The organism is Yoonia sediminilitoris (assembly GCF_003058085.1).
GTDB classification, from domain to species: domain Bacteria; phylum Pseudomonadota; class Alphaproteobacteria; order Rhodobacterales; family Rhodobacteraceae; genus Yoonia; species Yoonia sediminilitoris.
On sequence record NZ_QBUD01000026.1, the window covers coordinates 1 to 23,589 of the forward strand.

Consider the following 23,589-nt stretch of genomic DNA (forward strand, 5'->3'; position numbering starts at 1 on the left):
TCCGCAAACTAGCCAAGATCTTTCCTGCACCGCAGCAAACGCGCAAAGCGTGATAGGAAAGGTGCCCGCGCCAGATTTGGAACAGCTATTTCTGCACTCGCGAATAGGTGTTTTTCAACAGAATCGGCGGAAACCGGACTTTGGCTGCGGGTGGGAGCTCACTCTTTCTCCAAGATGAAAGCTGACATTTAGATTGCCGAATGCTGCGATTAGAATTTGTTGCTGCAACGCTACCAAACTATTTCCATCGGAACCTGTGACTGAAAGGGCCAACGCCCCCCAATCGGATATCATAGCAAGAGGTTTGAGGATACTGGCGCGCTTGAGATGCCATGCAGTAGGCACTTTGCACGAGCTTCCGGTTCGGGAAATTTTGCAGATACCGAACAATTCTGCAACATTCGATTTTCTACATTTGGCGACTATCTTGGATAGCAAAACAGGGTAGCGCGGCAGGCGATGGTGGCCCGAAAACAAGGCCGAACCATCTGAACCTGCCGGTTCTTGGGGCATTGGAGGCGTTAGAAGTCGCTCAAGCTGCCATGCATCCGCGGCGTCGCGTTAGTAGTCAGGAGCCACAGCTTTGCCGGTCTTCGCTGAACCAGCGCACGCCAAGGCAATCGCTAGCGCAGCACGCCCGTCGCTCTGACTGGCAGAGGGTGCCCGCCCCTGCGTGACCGCGCCATGGAATTCGTCCAGTGCATGGTAAAACGACGCGTCATAGCGTTCGAGGAAAAAATGCTTGAGCGGGGTGCGCGCTTCAGTATGCGTCGCGGACCACCGCATCAGCGGATCGTCACGATGGTTGACGGTTTGCAACAGCCCGTCCGTGCCAAAAGCTTCGACCCGCTGGTCAAATCCATAGGCACATTGGCGGCTGTTGTTGATGTGGATGATTGCACCGGATGGCATTTTCATCTGCGTCATGGTCAAGTCGAAATCGCCTTCGGCGCCGATCTCGGGATTGAACACGCAGCTGCCATGCGAAAACACCTCGATGGGGCGTTCACCGGCGATCCAGCACATCAGATCGATGTCGTGGATTGTGGCATCGACGAAGTAGCCGCCAGATGCGCGGACATATTCCATCGGTGGCGGAGACGGCTCTCGGCTGGTGCTCATCAGCATGTTCAGTCGGCCGATCTCGCCTGCCGCAACGGCCTGCTGCAGGGCACTATTGTCAGGATCAAAGCGGCGGTTGAAACCCAGCATGAATGGCACGGGATGAGCATCCAGCATGGTCAGGCACTGATCGACACGTTCAAGCGTTTGGTCGAGGGGTTTTTCGCAATAAATCGGCTTGCCCGCTTTTGCGGCGGCGATAATGTATTCGACGTGGGTGTTCGTGGGGGTGGCAATGACAACCGCGTCGACCGCCGGGTCGGCCAGTACCCGGTCCAAATCGTCCATCGGTCGACCGCCGTATTCTTGCGATACTTTCTGCGCAGAGGCGATGCGTGGATTAAAGACAACTTCCAGCGTCAAACCGGGGTGCGCGTTTATTTTAGGGCCATAGACATGTGCCATGCGCCCCGTACCCATCAGGGCTATGCCAAGTTTGGTCACTTGTGGTCCTCCAGAATGATCGCCGCACCTTTTTCACCGATCATAATCGAGGCGGCGTTGGTATTGCCCGTAACAATCCGCGGCATGATCGAGGCGTCGATGACACGAAGCCCTTCGATACCATGAACGCGCAGCCTCGGATCGACGACTGCGTCCGGACCCGTGCCCATTGCGCAGGTGCCAACCGGATGAAGAAGCGACAGACCGGACTGCCGGCAATAGGCCATTAACTCGTCATCACTTTGCACATCTTTTCCTGGCGAAATCTCGTATTCGACGTGCTTGGACATCGGTGCCGTTTCCGCAATCTTGCGGCCAAACCGCAACCCCGCAATTGCGGCCCGTTGATCGGATTCATCCGCGAAGAAGTTGAACTGGATGGCAGGTTGGTCGGTTGGCTTTGGCCCCTTGATCTTGACCGACCCCCGCGAATTGGGGCGCATGTGTTCGGCCAGAATTGTGAAACCCGAGAACGGATGGGGCTTTAGCTGCTCGTTCGTACACCACGCCATGAAGGTGACCATCATATCCGGTCGGTCAATGTCAGGCCCCGAGCGAATAAAGCTGTTTGAATAATTGCCGTTATCGGCAAACGGGCCCGTCCGAAACAGGGCGTAGCGCAGCAATTGAAACCCGCCCTTGATCTTGCTGTTATACAGGTCATTGACCGTGCTCGCTCCATTGGAGCGGTACTCGGCCCCGATCCCGAAATGATCCTGCAGGTTTTCGCCCACACCGGGAAGGTCGTGCTGCACGGAGATACCATGTTTTTGTAGTTCTGCGGCGGGGCCTACCCCCGACAACTGCAATAGTTGCGGCGAATTGAAGGTGCCGCCTGAAAGGATGATCTCGCGCCGTGCCGTGGCTTTGTGCGCGCCGGATCTGTCTGACCACGCCACTCCGGTGGCGCGCTTGTTTTCAATGATCACCCGCGCAACCATTGCGTTCAGGCACAGGTCGATATTTTTTCTTGCGGCCCCACGCAGATAGCCGGCGGCCGTGCTCCAGCGCCGCCCGTTCTTGGTTGTTGTCTGAACATAGCCTGTGCCCTCTTGCTGCGGGCCGTTGAAATCATCGTTGCGCGGCAATCCTAGTGCTGCAGATGCGTCGTGAAAAGCCTCGCCGAGCGTGTGTTTTTCGCGGATATCGGACACAGCAACAGGTCCGCCAGACCCATGGAACGCATCCGCGCCCCGCTCCTGATCTTCGCAGGATTTGAAGTAAGGCAAGACATCGTCCCACCCCCAACCGGTACAGCCCGCGTCCCGCCAGCCGTCAAAATCCTCTGGCTGACCGCGCATGTAGATCATGCCATTGATCGCGCCAGTACCCCCCAGAACCTTGCCGCGTGGCTGGAACAGGCGACGGTCGTTCAGGTGCGGCTCCGGTTCGCTTTCATAGCACCAGTTCACCGATTTGTTGGCGTAGAGCATCGAATAGCCAAGAGGAATATGGATAAACGGATTGCGATCCTTGCCACCCGCCTCGAGCAGCAAAACAGACATGCCTTTTTCAGCCAAGCGGCCGGCGACGGCGCATCCTGCGGACCCGGCACCCACTACAATGAAATCGTATTCCTTGTCCGCCATTGCACACCTCCCTCGTGGAATGGGGAAAGCCTGTCGAAACATGTAGGGCTGCGGAATGGGCAAAATATCAGATTTGGACATTTATGGCCTCGTATCAGCCAACAATGCCCGTACAGTAGGGAGAGACTTGGAGTAAAAACATGACACGGGAGGAGTTGCTGCGGATTCTGACGTTCGTCGATACGACGCGTCAACTGTCGGAAAAGCGCACCGACCTTGCCGCTGTCGACGCCCGTTGGAACATCATTTCTTACGCAATGCGCCGTCATCTTGAGGGCAAGTTGCTGACAATGACCTCTGCCGCCAGCGCAGCGGACGTTCCCTATGGCACGGCCATGCGTCGTCTTGGTGAGCTGATTGATGCCGGTTATCTGATCAAGCGAGCCAAGTCCAAAACAGGCAAATCCTTCTCTTTGCACCCGTCGCGTAAGATGATCGAAGAAGTGGAAAGTTTTGCCTTGCAGCTGAAGGCGACCGTGGGCGCAACCTTTGGCTTCACCACGGACGGCGGCTCGATCGAGGACTTCTACTTTGGCGGCTACTACATGGCGTCACGGATATTGCCCTACCCGAATGCCATGCGTGTCGGGGTCGGCTATGATCACAAGATACGCATTCTCAGCCCCGCCGACCCGACTTTCAAGACGCTGAGCGACTTTTCATCCAATCTTGACGAGATGTGCGGCACCAACGTCGAGATCGTCAATCTGGCGCTGGATGATTTGCATCAGGAGATCATGGCGAATGCGGGCCGCGCCAACTCGAGTTACGATTTGGTCGCGATTGATTTGCCTTGGGTCGGCCAACTTGCCGAAGAGCAGGTGATCACCCCGTTGAACTCTTTTATGCAGACGGATCGGTATAATCCTTCGGATTTTCATAGCGGACCTTATAAGGGCTCCGCATGGCATGGCATGCAATATGGCCTGCCCATCCAGCCGACGGCCGAGTTGCTGTTTTGCCGTCAGGATCTGTTCGACGAGGCCGGTCTCAGCATTCCCAAAACAACGGATGATGTTCTCTTTGCTGCAAGAATGCTCAACCGGTCAGCTTTCCAGCTATCCGGCATTGTGATGAATTATGGTCGCGGCACGCCTGTTGCGCATACTTTTCTGCAAACTATGGCAGACTTTGGTCAGCCGATTATAAGTCTCGCACCGCTTGGGCCGGATTTTGATGTCTTGTCGATCGACGCAGAGCAATTCAGGCCCATGATCCAAAGTGAAGCGGGTCGGCAAGCCGCTGAATATCTGCTTGAACTGCTGCAATATGCCCACCCTGACAGTCTGCGCTGCAATTGGGATCGGCGCATTAGAACCTTTGCCAGCGGACAGGCCGCCATGACATACGGATGGAGCATCCGAGCAGGGTTAATCGAGAACGACGACGCATCCCCCGCCAAAGGGAATACGACCTATACCGGCCATCCGACAGGGTGCGGCCGTGGCCCGATTTCACCCATTGGCGGGTTCTCTCTGGCGATGCCGTCAGGGCTTTCAGAGGACAGGCAGCGGCGATCATGGAAGGTGATGGAATACCTGACACGCCCGGAAATGCTGAAATGGTACGTGCAGAATGGAAATATCACGAGTCCACGGTTTTCGACCAACGCCGACCCGGAGGTTCAGGCAATCAATCCGCTGATCGGGCAAATCGATGCGATGGAACGTCGTGGAGAATTGCAGACTTGGCCGCGTCCTCCCATACCCGAATTTAGCAGCATAGTCAGCATCTTAGGAGAGACGATCTTTCAAATGCTCCAAGGTGAACTCTCCATGCCTGACGCACTGAAAAAGGCGCAGGACGCGGCGGACCGTTTGATGCGGGAAAACGGACGATACTGAGCCGAACGGCAAAGCATGGCGGGTAAAGATTCATTTTGGATATCTTTCTTATCGAACAGAGTCCCCCGCTCTTGCACGATCTCACTACGACAAAAAGCGAATGCGCCCCAAAAGCGCGGGCAACATCAACGGGCCGGGAGGAGAACCGGCCCTGAAGAACTCTGGGAGGAGAGATAACAATGAAACTATCATCCATTTTTGGCGGCGCACTGGCGGCTGTCACATTGACAACCGCATTGGCGATGCCGGCAACAGCCCAAGACTTTAGCCTGTCATTCATCGTCAAAGATATGACGAACCCCTACTACTGGCGGATGGGCGAAGGTGCGAAACGCGCCGCCGAAGAGCTGGGCATCGAGATGAACTTTGTGTCCGCCGCGACCAATGGCGACATCGAAGGGCAGATCGCGGTCGTTGAAACCGAACTGGTCAAAAGCCCGGACGCGATCGTTCTGGTGCCGATGAACGGCACCGCGCTGATCCCGAAAGTGATGGAAGCGAACAGCTTGGGCATTCCTGTCATTACAGCCGATACCCGCGTCGATGATGGTCCCGGCAAGGTTGAGACATTTGTTGGCCTCGACGAGGAAGAATCCTTTGCCGGCATGGCAGAGTGGGTTGTCGCGCAGATCGGCGGCGCTGGCGAGGTAGCCATCCTTGAAGGCTTCCGCGGTAGTTCCACAGCCGAATTGCGGCTCAACGGCATGATGCGCGTCTTCAACAGCTATCCTGATGTCGAAGTTGTGGCATCCATCGCTGCGGACTGGGATCAGGAAAAGGGGCTTAAGGCCGCAGAGGATATTCTGCAGGCGCATCCCGAAGTCGACGCAATTCTGGGTACCAATGACCTGATGGCCATGGGCGCGGTTCAGGCGGTTCAGGGCGCGGGCATGTCCGACCAGATCATCGTGGTGGGTGACGACGCCATTCCTTCGGCGCTCGCATCCATGCGTGCTGGCGGTGGTCTGAACGCCACTATCGACGGCAACACCGATCAAGTCGGATACGAGGCTGTGATGGCGGCTTACCGGTTTGTGACCGAAGGTGTGGAACTGGACGAATGGATTGTCGTCCCCTCATCCATCCTCGAGCCTGCCGATGTAACTGACGAATACCTCGCGGCACGCGGCATCGAACTGGACTGATAACAGTCTGTCTGCACGTGAACCGGGCGCGCGCGCCCGGTTCCTTTCTAATCACCCTATGATCGAGGCGATGACATGAACCAACCTGTCCCATTGGTCGAAATGCGAAATATCAGCAAGCATTTTGGCGGTCTACAAGCCCTGACCGATGCGTGCCTTGACCTTTACCCCGGTGAAGTGGTCGGCGTGTTGGGCCACAACGGTGCCGGCAAGTCGACACTGATGAAGATTCTGGCGGGCGCGCAAACTGCAAGCAGCGGCGAAATCCTGATCAACGGAGACGTTGCAGATATCCAGGATCCGAACGATGCGCGCGCATATGGCATCGAGACAATCTACCAAGAGCTTGCCCTGTGCGGAAACCTTGATGCACCGTCCAATCTATTTATGGGACGGGAACTTCATAAATGGGGTTTTTTGCGCAAACGCGAGATGCGGCGCGAAGCAGCCGAGGCCCTGAGCAAACTGAACATCCGTATCAAATCGCTGGAGACAGACGTGGAAATGATGTCGGGCGGCCAGCGCCAGTCGATCTCCATTTCGCGGGCGGTCCACTTTGACGCCAAGATCATCATCATGGATGAACCAACGGCCGCGCTGGGGATGGAAGAATCCAAAAAGGTCGTGGACCTGATTCAAGACCTCAAAGAGCATGGGATCGGCATTCTATGGATCAGCCACGATATCCACGACGTGTATAACTTCACTGACCGGATTGTCATTTTTCATGGCGGCAAGAACGTCATGACGGCAAGAACCAAGGACTTCACCCAAGATGAAATCGTGTCGATGATCATTTCCGGCACACCAGTCAAAAAGGAAGCTGCGGTATGACCATGTTTGAAAAAATCCGGACCTATCCGCTGACCTGGATCGTTGTCGTCGCCTTGGTTCTGGCTTTTGCACTCACAATGGCGTCGCCGTATTTCCTGACGTCAGGCAATATCAACAACTTGCTCAAGCAGGTATCCATCGTCGCCATTCTGGCCGCCGGTCAGTCGATGGTCATCATTACCGGTGGCATCGATCTGTCGGTCGGTTCTGTTCTCGCGCTTTCGGCGGTGACGATTGGCTGGCTGATACAGGCGGACGTGCACCCGCTGATTGCCACCTTTTGCGGCCTTGCCATGGGGACGCTTTGCGGCTTCATCAACGGCTTTATCATCACGCGCGGCCGGATCGCACCCTTCATCGTAACGCTGGGCATGCTCGGCATCGCACGCGGGATGGCGCTGGTGATCACTGGCGGTGTTTCGTACCAGATCCTTGAGCCGCTGTTTCTGACCATCGGTAACAGCAAGTTCCTCGGCCTGCCGATCCCGATCTACTTTGTGATCGTCACGTACTTCGTCATTCACATTGTCATGCACTACCGAGTTTTCGGACAGCACATCTATGCTATCGGCGGCGAAGAGCGTGTGGCGCGGCTGCAAGGTATCAAGGTGGATCGCGAAAAGCTGAAGGTCTACACGATCAGTGGCTTTCTGGCCGCTCTGGCTGCTGTGGTTATGGTTGGCAGGCTTGCCGCGACCCCGCCGAGTGTTGCGCAGGGCATCGAGTTGCAGGCGATCGCTGCTGTTATCATCGGCGGGATCAGCTTTACCGGCGGGCGTGGTCTGGTGCTGACGGCCTTGGTTGGCGCTCTTATCATGGCGATGATCACCAATGGCCTGAATATCCTTGGCATCTCGTCCTTCTGGCAGCAGGTTCTGATCGGTGTTGTCATCATCGCAGCGGTCTGGCTAGACAACCTTAAATCGGCGGCACGTCAATGACTGCGCCTGAGGTTGGGATTGGACTGATCGGTTCCGGCTTCATGGGCCGGTGCCACGCCAATGCGTTCAACTCGGTGGCCGGGCTGTTTGATCTGCCCGCGCGACCGCGCTGTGAGATGCTGGCGGATGCCACAGATGAAATTGCAGCAGCGGGTGCCAAGGCGCTTGGTTTTGCGCGCGCCACATCCGACTGGCAGTCACTCGTCAACGACCCCAAGGTCGATATCGTGGCGATCACCGCCCCGAATGTCTTTCACGAAGCCATGGCACTGGCCGCTATCGCTGCTGGCAAAACCGTCTATTGCGAAAAACCGCTCTCGACGACAGCAGCCTCTGCCCTGAAGATGACGGAGGCCGCTGAAGCCGCAGGTGTTGTCACGCTGGTCGGCTTCAATTTCCTGCGCAATCCCATGATCCAGCTCGCGCGTGAAATTATCGCCGAGGGCGAATTGGGAGAAATAACAGGCTTTCGCGGGCGACATGCTGAAAACTACATGTGCGATCCTGATGCGCCACACTCTTTCCGGACAGTTCCCGAGGGAGGAGGCGCAGTCGCAGACATTGGCAGTCATATCGTGTCAATGGCGCGCTACCTGCTGGGCCCGATTGTCGCGACATGCGCGGTCAGTGAAACGATCCACAAATCGCGCCCCGTCAAGGCGGGAAGTACTGAGCGAGAACCAGTCGTCGTTGATGATATGACCCATGCCTTGCTGCGATTTGAAACAGGTATCGTGGGCAGCATCGAAGCCAATTGGGCCGCAACGGGCCGTACCATGGATTTATCATTTGAGGTGACCGGCACAAAAGGTGCCATCGCTTTTAGTCAGGAACGGATGAACGAGTTGCTGTTGACGCAAGGCAGCGGTGCCACTGCAGGTTTTACCCGCATTGAAGCAGGACCCAACCACCCGCCATACGGTCGGTTCTGTCCAGCAGCGGGCCATCACCTTGGCTTCAACGATCTCAAAGTGATTGAAGTCGCTCAGCTTATTTCGGCGCATATGAACGGAGATCGCTGCGGCCCGGATTTTCGGGAAGCCCTCGAGGTGCAAAAGACGATCGAAGCGATGCAGGATTCATCAGCAAGTCAAGCGTGGACATCAATCTGAATCCCAGTTGCAGGATCACGGTTCAAGTAATTGAGATTACTGCCTTCGAAGGTCCCGAAATGCTGCGTTAACCGCTGATGTCCGCTTCAGGGAAGCTGCATTGCAGCGATGAAGCTGATGATGAAGGTCCGCTAAGGGCCGTCCTAGTCGGTCGGAATGGTCTGAGACAATAAGGATACGCTGCATTGCGGAAGGCAGCTCCGAGCCCTTCATTGACGTTATCGCATCGTGCAGAATTTGACGCGATCGGCGGAAAGCCGACGTTCACTGTGCAGCGCGTTCCACCTCAGAAGCAGCCAATCCGCTTCAAGGCAACTTCGAAAGTGACCAACAGTTATATACAGAGGTTTTTCGCGGCGTCTCTAATTGTTCAATCTACCTGAGGCCCGCTAGTTCGTAAGATTTGCGGAGATGTGCCACCATTGAGGGCACTCTTTCTATTGCACTCTTCATGATTGCATCGAGGGACGTGTCATACCCGAGCATCTCGTACTCGGCTAGCGTCCACTCGGCATCTTCTATCCGACCGAGGCGGGCAAGTACTGCGATTTGGGTACGTAGGCAGTACGGACTGTTCGGCATCTGGCTCAGGCATTGCTCGATTATCACCAGAGCAGTTTCATAATCCTCCAGATGAAAATGCGCATTGGCGAGGCCAAGATGGTACCAAAACGGCGGTTGCGGATGGCTGGCAATCGTACTTTCGAGGATCAAACGCGACTCATTGGCACCGCCAGACATCATCAAAACGATGGCATAGTAGACTCGCGCATCATCATTCGCCGGCTGGAGTTCCATTGCCACTCTCAGGTGTGTGAGAGCCACTTCGGTGTCGCCTGATTTGGCGACGGAATGCATGCGTGCGAGTGCGTAGTGGCCGAACCAAAGCTCGGGGTCGAGGTCCAATGCGCGTTCTGCAAAGTAGAAGGCCTTCTGGGTGTCGGCGTCGGACAGCACTGTCCAATCGTTTTCGAGCCGGATGGCGTAAGCTGAAGCGAGTTCGGCATAGGCTCTCGCGTATTGCGGGTCGAGTGCGATGGCATTGCGCAGGAGTTTCTCTGCTTCGAGGCTGCCCTCGAATGTGAACACGTTGAGTTCACGCCGCGCGAGCATGACATGTTCGAGCGCTTTAGGATCGCTTGTGTCCTGATGTGCCAGTCGCTGTCGGTCGCGTTCGCTTAACTCGAGAGACATTGCCTCGACCAAGGCGTCCGGCACGGCGTCACGGAACTCGATCAAACCGTCCTGCGGTCCTTCATACCTGTCAGCCCAAAGTGTTGCGCCATCAATCCCATCGATTAACTGGACGGAAAGAGCAATCTGTGCGCTTTCGCGGCGCAGACTGCCTTGCACGATATAGCGGCTGTCGATTGTGCGTGCGAGTTCCGATGGCGACATGGAGTCGCTCGAGGCGCCTTCGGTCTGAGCGCGAGAAAGTATGCGAATGCCAGACATCTCGGCAAGATGGATCTCAAGATCTTCAGAAAGGCCCGCCGCCAGAAAACCGTTGTTGCCCCCAATTTCTATGAAGGGAAGGATCGCAACCGTGTTTCTGAGGTTGGATGGCGTCGCAGTGGTTGCCGAGAGCTCTTCTTCGGCCGATGTGTTGCTCATCGCGAAGATTGTCGCAACTGCCAACAATCCAAACATGACTAGGATGCCGTAAAGGGGAACGGTGCCTCGATGCGGAGTGCGTCGTGCATCCGGGCCAGCGCTGTCGACGTTCAGCCGATAGCCCTTTTTGGGATAGGTTTGAACAATCTTGTATTGATCGTCTTTCAAGGCTTTCCGGATGTCAGCAACGCAACGGGCAATGCTCTCGTCTGTTGCTACGGTTTCTGGCCAGACAACTTCCGAGAGCCGATCCTTGGTCAGGATTTTTCCACGCTCTGAAAGAAGCGCCGCAAACATCTTGAGAGACTTGGCCCGAAGCGGCACGTCCTGTCCCTGCTCGTCTCGAAGCTGCCCATCCCGCCAAACGTAAATCATGTCTCCAAAACGGAGCTTTTCGACTTCCCCGGCTGAGTTTCCAAACACTCGGGCGACCTCCCACCTTCAGAACACCTATCGTATTCCAAACGCTAAAGCGAGTTCCAAGATTTTCGGAGTAAAGGACTAATTTCAAAAGAACTTCAGACTGCTTTCAAGACAATCAGGACGTCTGCGGTTGTTCTTGAGGCGAGCAAAGCGCTCAGCCAATCAAGAGTAATAGGAAAGGAAGAGACTCATGCCAAGCGTTGCTTCTAAGACATTTGCCGTCCTCTTTGGAACAGTGAGCTTTATCGCGCCGTCTAGCTCTATCGGATCGAGCTTTCCGGTGTCCTGCTCCGACGAAGCCGTAGCATCAGTGAACGACGGACTGACTTTGCTCCATAACATGATGTACATACAAGCCGAGGAGCGGTTCAACGCGGCGGCCAGCGTGGACCCGAATTGCGCTATGGCGCAGTGGGGTATCGCCTTGTCAAATTTCCACCCGCTCTGGCCCGGCACCCCCTCCGAAGCAGAGATGAAACGCGGTCTGGCTGCAGCAACACGACTTGCGACGATGACCCCTGACTCAGCCATCGAAGCAGACATGATCGCATCCGCATCCGCCTTCTACGCTCCGGGTATCGAAGGCTATAGCGCCCGGATTGCATCTTGGTCCAACGCGCAAATCGAGACGGGTGCGCGTCACCCTGACAACGTGGACGCCGCCGCTTTTGCGGCGCTGGCAAGGATTGCCGTCGCACCACGCGGACTGGGGCGGACGGAAGTTCTTTCCGGCGTAGGTGACGCGCTTGATGAGCTGCACGCGAAAGCGCCAGATCACCCGGGGGTCATCCACTACGCCATCCACGCCTACGACAACCCGCCGCTGAAAATGCGCGGCAAAACCTATGCTGAGATATACGACAAGACCGCGCCGAACACCCCACATGCCCTTCACATGCCCGCACATATCTTCACACGGACGGGTGATTGGCAGGAGTCGATCGATCTCAACCGCCGGTCTACCGAAGCGGCCATGGAGCAGTCAGGCGACGTGCTGCAGACGCATTACGTGCACGCAGTTGACTATATGGTCTACGGGCATTTGCAGCTTGGCGAGTACGACGTTGCCACACAGCTGGTGGACGAGATGATGGCCATAAAAAACCACCAAGTCAGCTTCGGCGGTGCATACGCTTTGGCCGCTTCACCAGTGCGCCTTCTCTTGGAGCAGGAGAAATGGAGCGAAGCGGCGGCCTTATCGCCGGATATGCACCCAACGATCCCGTGGGAGAAGTTCCCTCAAACTGTCGCCATGAATCGGTTTGCGAAGGGGATCGGGGCGGCACGCAGCAATGACTTGGCAACAGCCAAAGATGCGGCAACGGAGCTTGGCGTGCTTCGCGAAACGATGCTCGAACGTGACCAGGGGTATTGGGCGCGCCTGACGGAAGGTCAGATATTGTCGATAGAAGCGTGGATCGAATTGGCAGAGGGTAATGAAGACCTAGCGCTCCTCCACCAGACATCTGCTGCTGACCTTGAGGACGAGATCGGCAAGAGCCCTGTAACGCCCGGCCACGTCCTTCCGGCACGTGAATTGCTGGGGGATATGTTGACCCTGTTGAACCGTACTGACGAAGCCCAGGCGGCCTATGAAACAACACTAAGCCTATCGCCAAATCGGGCGAGAAGCCTGAAAGCTCTGCAGTAGGGCACATTAAGGTCGCGGAGAGCACTCCGGATTTGCGAATTTCGGCCGCCCGGATTCGGGCGGCCCACTTGTATTGCAAGCGGTTTCACAATCATTGCTCGCGGCCGAAGTGCCGGCACAGTTCTAACAGATCACCCGACGTTCACGAAGGCACTCTATCACAAAATATCCTGCTGCTTCAGAGGTCGGCTTTGAGCAATCATTGCCGGATGCGGCTCTTCATACGGATGGCTGCTTTGTCCGCAAACTGTGAGTTGGCTCGACCCCTGATTTTGCGTTCGCAGCGAATGGCAGGAATGTAGGCTGCGACCGCAGCATTTGGGCGCAGTGCTCAAAGTCCGCTTCGGGCCGAAGTTCCGCGTGTCTTTTTTATCTGCTTCCACAAAGTGACCAGACGCATTAGGCAACCCTAATCTTCGCAATTCTGGGAAAAACCATGGCACAAAAAGCCACCATTTATAAAGTTGAACTGTCCGTTTCCGATATGGACCGTAACTATTACGAGACCCATAAACTGACCGTTGCCAAACATCCCTCAGAGACGGATGAACGGTTAATGGTGCGTGTTCTCGCTTTTGCTATGAATGCCCATGAGCAATTGGAAATGACGAGAGGCCTTTCAACAGATGACGAGCCAGACATTTGGCAGAAGAGCTTAGGCGGCGAGCTTGAGTTGTGGGTCGCATTGGGACTTCCCAGCGAGAAGGTTGTTCGCCAATCCTGTGGCAAGGCCAACGAAGTGATCATCTATTCCTACGGCGGCAGGACGGCTGACATGTGGTGGGAGAAGATCAAAAACAACACGACCCGGTTTGACAACCTTCAGGTAGTGAATATTTCTGAAGAAGACACCAACGCACTTGGTAAACTTGCAAGTCGCGCGATGAAGTTACAGATCAATATTCAAGACCGCGATGTAATGGTCAGTGTAGATAAAAGCATTGTTTACATTACTCCGGTCAAATTGAAGAATGCAGTGTAGTTGATCAATGGCCGCAATGCGGAAGCTGCAACGCGGCACAAGGCCGACTGATCAATGGCAGGAATGGGCCGAGATTGGTCCTTTGAACGCTTGGCGTAAATCGCCCGGAATGCTCAGGTCATCAGTCGTCGGCGCAGCTTATCGTCGGGCGTAGCGCACATGTCGGCCTTGCCAAAACGATACCGATTGTGCGCGATGCGGCGATATAGCCATTCGCGGAGTCCTCGCGGGAGAACGCGCAGAAGTGTAGCGAGCCTTGCGGCACCGCCCAACCGCTCGCCAATCCGGATGATCGCTTCCATGCCGGACCATGCTTGCCCGTCTTCGATAAAGAGCCATGTCTCAGGGTCCACCGGGTCCAGTCCGTAGTGACGAACGAGGGCATCGCCAGTTTTCGACTGGGCGGGACAGACGCGAAATCTCCCAGCGCTATCGAGCTTTGCGATTGTGCGCGCACCCCAAGAGCAAAGTGCGCAGTCGCCGTCCATGACCGCTATTTGACCGCTGTCGTCAAAGGTAGGAACGGTTGGATCCTCTCGATATGAGTAGGCTGTTTTCTCAAGAAGTGCTGCCATTCTAATCTCCACAGTTCTTTAAGCCCAGCATGCGTGGTTTCACAACAAACGACAACAGAAGGGCGAGCGTGATCCGCAAATGCCAGTTTGGCGATACAAACTATAATGGCAGCGTCGTCCGGGTTGCGTGAATTCATCCGTCTCCCAATTTTGGGGTTGCGACGAATGTCTCCTATGGCGGGCCGCACTGCGGCATCGCAATCCTATGCTGAAGGTCCGGTTTGGGCCGTCCTAGTCGGTCGGAATGGTCTGAGACAATAAGGATAGGCTGCATTGCGGAAGGCAGCTCCGAGCCCATACTGTGAATCCAGTTTTCTCGCTGCGCGCCCGTACAGCATGAAAATTGTGACAGATGCGTGATCATCTGCGCTGCAACGTGGCGGGAAAACCAGCCATTCATACAGTCCGCATCGACTATTCAGCGCCGCAATAGACAGCAAGCTAAGTGGTTGCGACTTGGTTCGGCTCAAGGTGAGCGACCTCGTCAACGGTCAATGAATTTGCTGCTCAGCTCAACAATACGATACGCAACCCTTCAAAGAAAAAGTTTGTCGACGTCTCCGCCACTTCAGGGACCTAAGTGTCGGCAATACTTCAAACTAATGGGCCTTCGGCCTCAGCGCATTCGCGTCGAAATGATCTCGATCAGCCTAACATGGTCTGTGTGAAAATTGCGGATACCCTCTGCAAGCTTTTCCGTCGCCATGGCATCTGCATTCATATCCCAACGGAAATCTGCCTCGTCCATCATGGCTGTAGTCGAGCCAGTTTCGGTTTCGGGAGCCAAAGCGCGCGGCAAATCGGCATTGTCATTCGCAAGTTCATCCAACAGCTTGGGTGCTATCGTAAGGTTGTCGCACCCGGCAAGCGCCTTGATTTGATCCGTGTTGCGGAAGGACGCGCCCATCACCACTGTGCTGATCCCGTTTGATTTAAAGTGATCGTAAATTCGCCGGACTGACAGCACGCCGGGATCTTCGTCTGGTGCATAGGTGTCGCGCTTCTCGTGTTTTTTGTGCCAATCCGTGATACGCCCGACGAACGGCGAAATTAGGAATGCGCCCGCATCGGCACAGGCAACTGCCTGCGCCTTTGAAAACAACAGCGTCAGGTTGCAATCTATCCCCTCGCCTTGAAGGATTTCGGCCGCGCGGATGCCTTCCCAGGCTGCTGCGAGCTTGATCAAGATCCGTTCTTTGCCGATCCCGCGTTCTGCGTAGTCCGCAATTATCGCGTGTGCCCGTTTCACAGACGCATCCGTATCATACGAGAGACGAGCATCGACCTCTGTCGAGACACGGCCCGGCACCAGCTTTGTCAGTTCTGCGCCCAAAGCAACCGTCAACTTGCCCGCGACCTGTTCAGGGGGTAGCCCAATCGCCCGCGCCGCTTCTATTTCACGGGCGACCAAACCCTCTGACGCAGGATCTTTCAAAGTTCCCAAAACCAATGAGGGATTGGTTGTGCAATCAACCGGACGCAGTCGCTTCACGGCATCGATTTCACCAGTGTCAGCGACAACGACAGTAATTTCTCTGAGTTGGTCAAGTACGCTTGGCATATCACTTCTCCTGATTCCGCTGGGGGAGCAAATTTTGCTCGGTTTGCAGCATCTCTATGACCAGACTCAACGCGTGGCCGCTTGTCTGGCAACTGATTGCAACTGCTCGAATATCTTGAACCGGGAATCGTGAAGCAGGCGCACTTCGCCGGTCTGTGGTTGATATTGCGCGGCGAATGTCGACATTTTCTCCATGGCGCGGTGGATGTTTGGATGGATGCCACCTGCGACGCTACCAAGAATGGCCGAGCCAAGCAGCACTGGCTCTTCAGCTGACGGTGCCGCAATTTCGACGCCTGTTGCATCTGCCAAAAGCTGCCGGATCATATCGCTGCGACCCGCACCGCCGCTGATAACAATACGCTCGACCGGGGCCCCTGCCGTGGCCTGCGCCTCGACGATCTGGCGTAGGCCGTAGCCGATCCCGCAAAGTCCTGCGACGTAAAGGGCGATCAGGCTGTCGAGATCACGCTCCATGCCAAGGCCCGCGATGACGGCGCGGGTATGTGGGTCGGCGTGCGGCGCGCGATTGCCCAGAAATTCCGGCACGACATGAACATTGCCTGCAAGAATGCCAGCGTCTTGATCATCGCCGAGACGCATTTCGACGCGCCCAGCGAGCCACGCTGGCAGGGATTGTTCGTCCCGAGCGGCCTCGGCGTGGGCTTCGGAGGCATGGGGGTGGAACTCTAAAAGGTGATCGATGGCGGCCCCAGCGGCGGACTGACCGCCTTCGTTCAACCAAAGGCCAGGCACCATTGCGGAATAATATGGCCCCCAGACGCCGGGGACAAAGACGGGATCTTTCGTGGTCGTCATGGTGCAGGAGGACGTGCCAAAGACGTAGGCCAGGTTGGCCTCTGCCCCGCCGCCACCCTTTGCCCCGACCGAACCGATGCCGCCCGCGTGGGCATCAATCAATCCGGCTGCCACCGGTGTGCCCGGCATCAATCCAAATTCCTCGGCGGCCTGCACGGTCAGACCTGTGCCAAGCGTAGATCCTGCTGCAACGATAGTGGTGCCGATGCGCTTGAACTCCTCGTCAGCCAGTTCTTCCAGCCCTGCAGTTCTGAAATAGTCGGCGTCCCAGCTGCCTTCGTGCGCCATGTAGGTCCATTTGCACGTTACCGTGCAAACAGAACGCGCCAGATCACCGGATGCACACCACGTCAGAAAATCCGTGAGGTCCATAAATTGCCAAGCCTTGGCAAACACCTCGGGCCGGTTCTCCTTGAGCCAGAGCAGTTTGGGCGTCTCCATTTCAGGTGAAATGCGCCCGCCGACATAATCCAGTACCCGGTGGCCTGTCGCGTTGATCCGCTCGGCCTGCTCTAGGGCGCGATGGTCCATCCAGACCATGATATTGCGTTCGGGATGGTTCGGTTCACCGACCGGCATCGGCGCGCCATTCTCACCCAATACAACGAGCGAACAGGTCGCATCAAAGCCGATCCCCTTGATCTGTTCGGGACGCACGCCCGATGCCGTCACGGCCCCGCGCACTGACTTTACGACAGCCTGCCAGATATCCGCACTTGATTGTTCGACGATGGTCCCACCTTCACGAAAAATCCGCGTCGGGCATTTGTCGGTCCCTACCATTCGCCCGTCGGCTGTAAAGACACCAGCGCGGGCGCTGCCCGTTCCGACATCGATGCCAAGGAGATAGCATTCGGCTGCGATTGAATTATCCATATTTCGCGTCCCTTCCCGGCGTTCAAAGATCAACGCTGTTGGGCAAAATCACCATGTCGCGGATCACCACGCCGCGCGGCCGCGTCAACATGAACAACACGGCTTCGGCGACTTCGCGCGGCTGCATCAATGATCCGTTTGCCAGGGCCTCATCCATCTTCTCTTTGGGCCAGTCGTCCAGCAATGCTGTGACAACTGGCCCGGGGAGGACGGCACCCATACGGATACCGTATTCGGAAACCTGACGGCGGGTTGCATGAAGAAACGCCTGAACCGCAAACTTGGACGCCGTGTAGATCGGTTCCCAAATCACAGGCACGACTCCGGCGACGGAACTGGTAAAGATGATATCGCCGGTCTGGCGCTCAATCATGCGTGGCAACACGGCCTGAACACCCCGGAAGGCCGCGTTGATGTTGAGGTTCAACATACGGTCCCATTCGTCCGGATTTCCGTCCGCCGCTGCACCGCCGACATAAGCGCCCGCGTTTGCGTGGAATATGTCCAACGGCCCGACGAGGTTTTCAATCTGTGGCAACATGCCCGAAACCTGAGGTCCATCGAGGAGATCGATCACCAAAGGTTTGGCGTTATCGCCCAATTCGTCGCACAGCGCGTTCAGCCTGTCCGCGGCCCTGTCGATCAGCACAACCTGTGCACCCTCTTCGATCAGGATTCGCGCACATTCTAGCCCGATCCCTGATGCGGCACCGGTAATGGCAGCTGTCTTTCCGTCCATTCTATTGGTCATATCCACTCCTCCGAAAAACTATGCGCGGCCGTGGCTTGCACGCGAACGGCGGGCGAGCGAGTCGACGATAACAGCAATTGCAAGAACCGCACCGGTGATCATGTAACGCAGCGACGAGCTGAGATTGAGCAAGGTTAGACCATTGGAAATCGCCATGATGACCAAGACCCCCAACAGGGCAGACCATGCCGATCCACGCCCGCCGAACAACGACGTGCCGCCGATCACCGCCGCAGCGATGGCGTTGAGGTTTACATCACCTGTCCCGGCTTGCTGACTGGCAGAGGCAAGGCGAGCTGCCGCGAAGACGCCGCCTAATGCTGCGAATGTCGAGCAGACGACGAACGCAGATAGTCGAATGCTTTGGACGTTGATACCCGAACGGCGGGCGGCCTCGGCGTTGCCGCCGACGGCAAACATAGACCGGCCCCATTTGGTGCGGACCAGCGCATAGTTCAGGATCACGACAAACATGACGAACACCCCGAACATCCACGGCACGCCGCGACCTTGCTCAAGATAGAATACTGCAAACAACAGAGCGGCTGTCAGGACCGCAGCTTTCACGACCGCAACGCTCAGGCCACCTGATGACAGGTTTGCGGCACTTCGTTGTTGATTGGTGCGCATCGCGCCAAGTAGGAGCAAGACGCCCGGAACGATTGCGGCAATGTATGACAACCACGCAGGCATAATCAGAATCTGCCCGAACCGCACCAAGGGTGACGTGAACGGCATGTTGATCGATCCAGTTGGTCCTAGGATATAAAGCTGAAGGCCAAGCAGCGCGAGAAGGCCAGCAAGCGTCGCAACGAAGCTGGGCATTTCGAATTTGTTGCGCAAGAAGCCGAACAGCAGGCCCACACAGGCACCGGTCAGCATCACCGCGATGATGGCAATAGGCAGCGGAACACCTGAGTTGACCCAGAGAACGCCGGTCATCGCAGAGCCCAAACCGCTCATTGATCCGATGGACAGATCGATCTCACCAAGCAGCAACACGCAGATCACGCCAAGCGCAATCAGGCCCACGGCCGCAGCATCAAACAGCAGGTTTACGAGGTTGTTGGGGGCCAGAAAAACAGGGTTCAGGGTCGTGAAGACCACGGATATAAGAAGAAGCCCAAGCACAACCGGCAGCATCCCCAAATCGCCTGATTTGATCTGGTCGACGAAACCGCGCATCGCCCCAGCGAGGCCAGCATCATGACGCACACGGCTGTCTGCGCGATCAAGCTGCGGGGCCGATGTTGGATTTTGTGTTTCTTGGGTCATTGGTCTTCCCCCACTTCTTCGAGTTTGCGCGCAGCACGGCGGGAAACTGAATTCTCGCTGGCACCAGTGATTGCTGAAACAAGCTCTTGATGCGATGTTTCGGCGGTAAAGACGCCGTTGTTCGCACCCAGGCGCAGCACGACGATCCGGTCGGCCACGGCACGCACGTCCTCCATATTGTGTGAAATCAGGATGACGCCGTGTCCGCGGTCGCGGACGCGTTCAATCAGATTGAGAACTTCGGCCGTCTGGGCGACGCCCAAAGCGGCGGTCGGCTCGTCCAGCATGATGATTTTCGGGTCCAGCAGCAGCGAACGTGCAATCGCAACCGTCTGGCGTTGACCGCCAGAAAGGGATGCGATGGGTTCGCGCACGGACGGGATACGTGCAGCCAGTTCTTGCAACAGTGTCCAGGCGCGGACTTCCATCTGCACCTCGTCCATCCGCCACGGCGAGACTTCGTGACCCAAGAAAAGATTGGCGACCACATCGAGGTTTTCGCAAAGCGCCAAATCCTGAAACACCGTTGCAATGCCCATTTCAAGCGCGGTCGCTGGTGTGTCCAAAGATACCTGTTTTCCCAGATATTCGATGGTGCCTGACGTGGGTTGATGCACACCGGCAAGAACCTTGACCAATGTGGATTTTCCGGCACCGTTGTCCCCCACCAAGGCGACAACTTCACCTGCGTGAACATCAAGGTCGATGTCGTCCAGTGCCGTGACCGCGCCAAATTGCTTCCCGACACCCCGTAATTTCAGGATGACCTCGCCCTTCGTTGGCACTTTGTTTTCTTGTGACACGATATTCTCCTCCCAGAAATACGTGATGCGGCACCGCGATAACGGTGCCGCATTCTAGCTTTTACTCAATCCCGAGTTCGGCACAGGCGTCTGCGTATTCCGCAGTGCAAACCTCTTCAGCCGATTGGATACCGGCATCAAAGATTTCCGCCTTGATGTTTTCTTGCGTCACGACGGCAGGGACGAACAATTGCGACGGCGTATCGTAAAGCGTCGAAGTCGCCTCGGGAGTCTCACCATTGAGCAACATCACAGCAACCTCTGCGGCCGCAGCAGCCACGATCTCGGATGGTTTGGAGATTGTGTTATACTGGTCACCGGCGATGATCAGCTGAAGTGCAGCAATCGTCGCGTCGTTGCCTGTAACGGGCGGAAGTGGATCAGCACCGGCAGCCTTTAAAGCCGCAATCGCGCCACCACCGGTGCCGTCATTTGCGGCCACGATGCCCATGATGTCGCCACCAAAACGAGTAATCTGACCTGCGGCCCATTCCTGCGCTTTTGGCGGCGCCCAATCGGGCGTGTCGAATTCGGAAAGCGTCACATAGGGCGATGCGTCAAGCGCACGATCGATCCCGTCGCGGATCAGGCCCGCAGCTGCATCGGTGGGCGAGCCGTTGATCTGAAGAACACCAGCGCCGTCCGGAACGCCCTCGGCTTGAAGGTGCTCGACCAACGATTGCGCGATGGCGTAACCGATGCCTTCGTTGTCAAACGAAACATAGAAATCAGCGGGCGAATCCGGGATCGGACGGTCATACGCAATGATCTTCACATCTTGCGAACGCGCGATCTCGACAAGGCCAGCGGCCGCCGCGGAGTCGACCGGATCCAGAACCACGACGGCCGCGCCCTGGGCGATGACCGAATTGAACTGCTGCTGTTGCAGAGCGACGTCGCCGTTGCCGTTTTGGTAAATCAGAGTGCAATCCGCACACAGCTCGCCCATCGCGGCTTGGAAACCGGGCCAGTCATGTTCTTCATACCGTGTGGATGCCTGATCTGGCATCAAGAATGCCACGGTTTCTGCTGTTGCAGCCGTAGCGAAAAGTGTGGCGACCAATGTTGATGCCGCCGCAAGGGATGTGGTCGATTTCATGTGTTATCTCCTCCATATCATTTTTTGCGCCCGTTCCCACGGAATGTGACGGTTGGGAAGAAATCGCAGACTCGAAAGCCCCCCACAGTCGGGGCGCCACGGTCCTAATTGAACTCCTCCCAACGCATTACACTGAATGCGCAATCGATAGTGCAATTTGCTTCATCGATTGCGCAACATTGCTCCATCGATTGTTTTGAGTCAATGTGCTTTTATAAATCCGCGTTGATTATCTGGAGTCCCGACGAAATATGGAGAAAGTAACCAAGAGAACAACGATCTACGACCTCGCCGAACTCGCCGACGCGTCACCAAGCGCGGTGAGTTCCGTCCTCAACGGCACGTGGGAAAAGCGTCGAATCAGTAAAAAGCTTGCCGAGCGGGTTCTGAAAATTGCGGAAGAGCAAGGCTACGCGGTAAATGTTCAAGCCAGCCTTTTGCGCCGCGAGCGGTCCAACATCGTCGGCATGATTGTTCCAAAATACGACAACCGGTATTTTGGCGAAATAGCAGAGCAGTTCGAAGTGATGGCCCGCGCAAAGGGGTTCTTTCCCGTCGTCACCTGCACGCAGCGTGATCCCGAACTTGAGTTCGAAGCCGCCAAAGAGCTGATCTCCTACCAGGCTGAATGTCTGATCTCGACCGGAGCAACAGACCCGGACCGTATTTCGGCCTTTTGCAGCGCGTCGGGCGTTCAATCGATCAACCTTGATCTGCCCGGCAAAGACGCACCGTCGGTGATTTCAGATAACTACTCTGCAGCCAAGGAACTTACAAAACTGATCCTCAACCGATGTGAGGAAGAACTCGGCTGGAGTGGGCCCCTGCGGTTTGTCGGCGGACGCCTTGCAGACCATAACACAGCTGCGCGACTGGAAGGGTTTATGTCCGAACACCGGGATCGTTCAATCTCAGTGCCTGACTCCTACGTCATGGCGACTGGCTATTCAGCGGAAAAAGCGGCCATCGCTTTGGGTTCGTTAACGCCAGATAGGCCGACCGGACTTTTTGTAAACTCGACAATCTCGCTCGAAGGTGTCGTTAAATGGTATAGCGAACTTCAAAGCGGTGCAGAAAAGGTAAGATACGGTTGCTTTGACTGGGACCCTTTCGGAGCGTTTCTGCCAGGCAATGTCGGAATGGTCGAGCAGGATGTTACCATTATGCTCAACAAAGCATTTGAGCTGATTGGTGACGCTGACGCACCCACTGAACCAATCTTGGTTCCCTGCAGGCTCAGACCCTTCCATGTCATCGCGTAAGTTTCCCGATTAAGACTGCAAGTTCGAACCTCCTACGACGACGGCGGACTAGCCGTCCTGCTGAGCCAGTAGCGATCATCTTCTGGTTGTGTAAATTGAGCCTGCCAACATGGCGCTGCTCTGCAAAAGAATAGAGACTCCGTGAGCAGCCCTTTTCGCTACGTTAGTGATGGGCCCTGTCTTGTCTCTGAAGTCTGAAACTTCTCCGGCCGCTTAGTCCTGCGACTCGATTCTTAGGAAGGTGCTGCAAAAAAGGTTGATTTGAAGTCTGTTGAGATCAGTGTCCCAGAATGGCTGCTTTAACGACGCACGCCGCACCGCAACAAGAAACTTGCTGCGGTAGTGATGGAATGCTGCGTCAGCAATAGCTGCACCCGCACAAGTCCGTTTTGTCCCGCGTTGCCGACTTTGAGGCAAGCTGTGGCGAACGGCTGTTTCGAGCCCAAATTAACGAATGCTGCAAGTCGCACGAATGTCAGAAAAGCAGAAAAGCCCGGACTGTGAACAGGCGTCGGCATGAAAAATGCAGTCCAGAAGAGAAAATTTCTGCAATCTTTCTAGGCCCTGCAAGCCTGTGTCAGAGCATTGGAAGTTTCACCAGAGTAAGTCACCTTTCTTTGACTTGGACTAAAATAGATGATCTCTAAAACTTTATGATAACCAAGCCGTGGGGAAACCGCCGTGTTCTATGTCCCGGAAACTGCCCAAATCGGCTTGAGCCGAACGGCCCTTGGTGTCTGTGCCTTTTGTGCGATGGTGAATAGGAACCCGCCCTATCGCGCTGTCTTTTACGATCCTTTTGCGGAGCGGCTGTTTGCTGAGGGGGCAGTCGATGGTCAGCGCATTCTTGACGGGTTGACCGACTGG

Annotated in this window: 19 protein-coding genes; 9 read left to right on the forward strand and 10 right to left on the reverse strand. The window is 56.0% G+C overall.

Annotated elements, in window-relative coordinates; translation table 11 throughout:
* Nucleotides 1–561: 561 nt before the first annotated feature.
* Both C8N45_RS22150 and C8N45_RS22155 read right to left on the reverse strand, forming a co-directional pair.
* On the reverse strand, nucleotides 562–1,566 hold the full coding sequence (locus C8N45_RS22150) for a Gfo/Idh/MocA family oxidoreductase (protein WP_245882819.1): 1,005 nt from the start codon (nucleotides 1,564–1,566) through the stop codon (nucleotides 562–564).
* Nucleotides 1,563–3,155: a GMC family oxidoreductase gene (locus tag C8N45_RS22155; RefSeq protein ID WP_108389107.1), complete on the reverse strand. Its 1,593-nt coding sequence runs from the start codon at nucleotides 3,153–3,155 to the stop codon at nucleotides 1,563–1,565. Before C8N45_RS22155 ends, C8N45_RS22150 begins: the two co-directional genes overlap by 4 nt.
* Before the next feature lie 140 nt (nucleotides 3,156–3,295).
* On the opposite strand from C8N45_RS22155, the gene C8N45_RS22160 reads away from it, so the two are divergent.
* The 5 genes from C8N45_RS22160 to C8N45_RS22180 all read left to right on the forward strand — a co-directional run bounded on the left by C8N45_RS22160 (nucleotide 3,296) and on the right by C8N45_RS22180 (nucleotide 9,031).
* Nucleotides 3,296–4,999 carry an ABC transporter substrate-binding protein gene (locus tag C8N45_RS22160; RefSeq protein WP_108389109.1) on the forward strand — a complete coding sequence of 568 codons (1,704 nt, stop codon included), beginning with the start codon at nucleotides 3,296–3,298 and terminating at the stop codon, nucleotides 4,997–4,999.
* Nucleotides 5,000–5,178: 179 nt separating this feature from the next.
* Entirely contained in the window at nucleotides 5,179–6,144 is a 966-nt protein-coding gene (locus tag C8N45_RS22165; RefSeq protein WP_108389111.1) for a sugar ABC transporter substrate-binding protein, read from the forward strand.
* A gap of 75 nt (nucleotides 6,145–6,219) precedes the next feature.
* Nucleotides 6,220–6,978, forward strand: a complete 759-nt coding sequence (locus C8N45_RS22170) for an ATP-binding cassette domain-containing protein (RefSeq protein WP_108389113.1) — start codon at nucleotides 6,220–6,222, stop codon at nucleotides 6,976–6,978.
* A complete protein-coding gene (locus tag C8N45_RS22175) occupies nucleotides 6,975–7,919 on the forward strand; it encodes an ABC transporter permease (RefSeq protein WP_108389115.1) in 945 nt (314 codons plus the stop codon). The genes C8N45_RS22170 and C8N45_RS22175 overlap by 4 nt, the downstream gene beginning before the upstream one ends.
* Nucleotides 7,916–9,031: a Gfo/Idh/MocA family protein gene (locus C8N45_RS22180; RefSeq protein ID WP_108389117.1), complete on the forward strand. Its 1,116-nt coding sequence runs from the start codon at nucleotides 7,916–7,918 to the stop codon at nucleotides 9,029–9,031. The genes C8N45_RS22175 and C8N45_RS22180 overlap by 4 nt, the downstream gene beginning before the upstream one ends.
* A 375-nt stretch (nucleotides 9,032–9,406) precedes the next feature.
* Here C8N45_RS22180 and C8N45_RS22185 read toward each other — a convergent pair whose 3' ends face one another.
* Nucleotides 9,407–11,068 carry a winged helix-turn-helix domain-containing tetratricopeptide repeat protein gene (locus tag C8N45_RS22185; protein WP_114427881.1) on the reverse strand — a complete coding sequence of 554 codons (1,662 nt, stop codon included), beginning with the start codon at nucleotides 11,066–11,068 and terminating at the stop codon, nucleotides 9,407–9,409.
* A 190-nt stretch (nucleotides 11,069–11,258) separates the two neighbouring features.
* Between C8N45_RS22185 and C8N45_RS22190 the strand changes: the two genes are divergently transcribed.
* A complete protein-coding gene (locus C8N45_RS22190; RefSeq protein ID WP_108389121.1) occupies nucleotides 11,259–12,719 on the forward strand; it encodes a tetratricopeptide repeat protein in 1,461 nt (486 codons plus the stop codon).
* A gap of 436 nt (nucleotides 12,720–13,155) precedes the next feature.
* Nucleotides 13,156–13,701: a YaeQ family protein gene (locus C8N45_RS22195; RefSeq protein ID WP_108389123.1), complete on the forward strand. Its 546-nt coding sequence runs from the start codon at nucleotides 13,156–13,158 to the stop codon at nucleotides 13,699–13,701.
* A 113-nt stretch (nucleotides 13,702–13,814) separates the two neighbouring features.
* Here C8N45_RS22195 and C8N45_RS22200 read toward each other — a convergent pair whose 3' ends face one another.
* From C8N45_RS22200 to C8N45_RS22235, 7 genes are all read right to left on the reverse strand, one after another.
* Entirely contained in the window at nucleotides 13,815–14,276 is a 462-nt protein-coding gene (locus C8N45_RS22200; protein WP_108389125.1) for a thiol-disulfide oxidoreductase DCC family protein, read from the reverse strand.
* 616 nt (nucleotides 14,277–14,892) lie between these two features.
* Nucleotides 14,893–15,837, reverse strand: coding sequence for a transaldolase (gene tal / locus C8N45_RS22210; protein WP_108389127.1), 945 nt, complete (start codon nucleotides 15,835–15,837; stop codon nucleotides 14,893–14,895).
* 66 nt (nucleotides 15,838–15,903) lie between these two features.
* The gene (locus C8N45_RS22215) at nucleotides 15,904–17,532 is read right to left on the reverse strand and encodes an FGGY-family carbohydrate kinase (protein WP_108389129.1); all 1,629 of its coding nucleotides are present in this window, start codon (nucleotides 17,530–17,532) and stop codon (nucleotides 15,904–15,906) included.
* Nucleotides 17,533–17,554: 22 nt separating this feature from the next.
* Nucleotides 17,555–18,283, reverse strand: a complete 729-nt coding sequence (locus tag C8N45_RS22220; RefSeq protein WP_108389131.1) for an SDR family oxidoreductase — start codon at nucleotides 18,281–18,283, stop codon at nucleotides 17,555–17,557.
* 18 nt (nucleotides 18,284–18,301) lie between these two features.
* On the reverse strand, nucleotides 18,302–19,558 hold the full coding sequence (locus C8N45_RS22225; protein WP_108389133.1) for a sugar ABC transporter permease: 1,257 nt from the start codon (nucleotides 19,556–19,558) through the stop codon (nucleotides 18,302–18,304).
* Nucleotides 19,555–20,361 carry an ATP-binding cassette domain-containing protein gene (locus C8N45_RS22230; protein WP_108389135.1) on the reverse strand — a complete coding sequence of 269 codons (807 nt, stop codon included), beginning with the start codon at nucleotides 20,359–20,361 and terminating at the stop codon, nucleotides 19,555–19,557. The genes C8N45_RS22225 and C8N45_RS22230 overlap by 4 nt, the downstream gene beginning before the upstream one ends.
* A gap of 61 nt (nucleotides 20,362–20,422) precedes the next feature.
* Nucleotides 20,423–21,460 carry a substrate-binding domain-containing protein gene (locus C8N45_RS22235; RefSeq protein ID WP_108389137.1) on the reverse strand — a complete coding sequence of 346 codons (1,038 nt, stop codon included), beginning with the start codon at nucleotides 21,458–21,460 and terminating at the stop codon, nucleotides 20,423–20,425.
* A 251-nt stretch (nucleotides 21,461–21,711) separates the two neighbouring features.
* Here C8N45_RS22235 and C8N45_RS22240 point away from each other — a divergent pair, with 251 nt between their 5' ends.
* The gene (locus tag C8N45_RS22240; protein WP_108389139.1) at nucleotides 21,712–22,722 is read left to right on the forward strand and encodes a LacI family DNA-binding transcriptional regulator; all 1,011 of its coding nucleotides are present in this window, start codon (nucleotides 21,712–21,714) and stop codon (nucleotides 22,720–22,722) included.
* A gap of 681 nt (nucleotides 22,723–23,403) precedes the next feature.
* On the forward strand, nucleotides 23,404–23,589 hold a 186-nt coding region (locus tag C8N45_RS23475), incomplete at its 3' end, for a hypothetical protein (protein WP_211095500.1).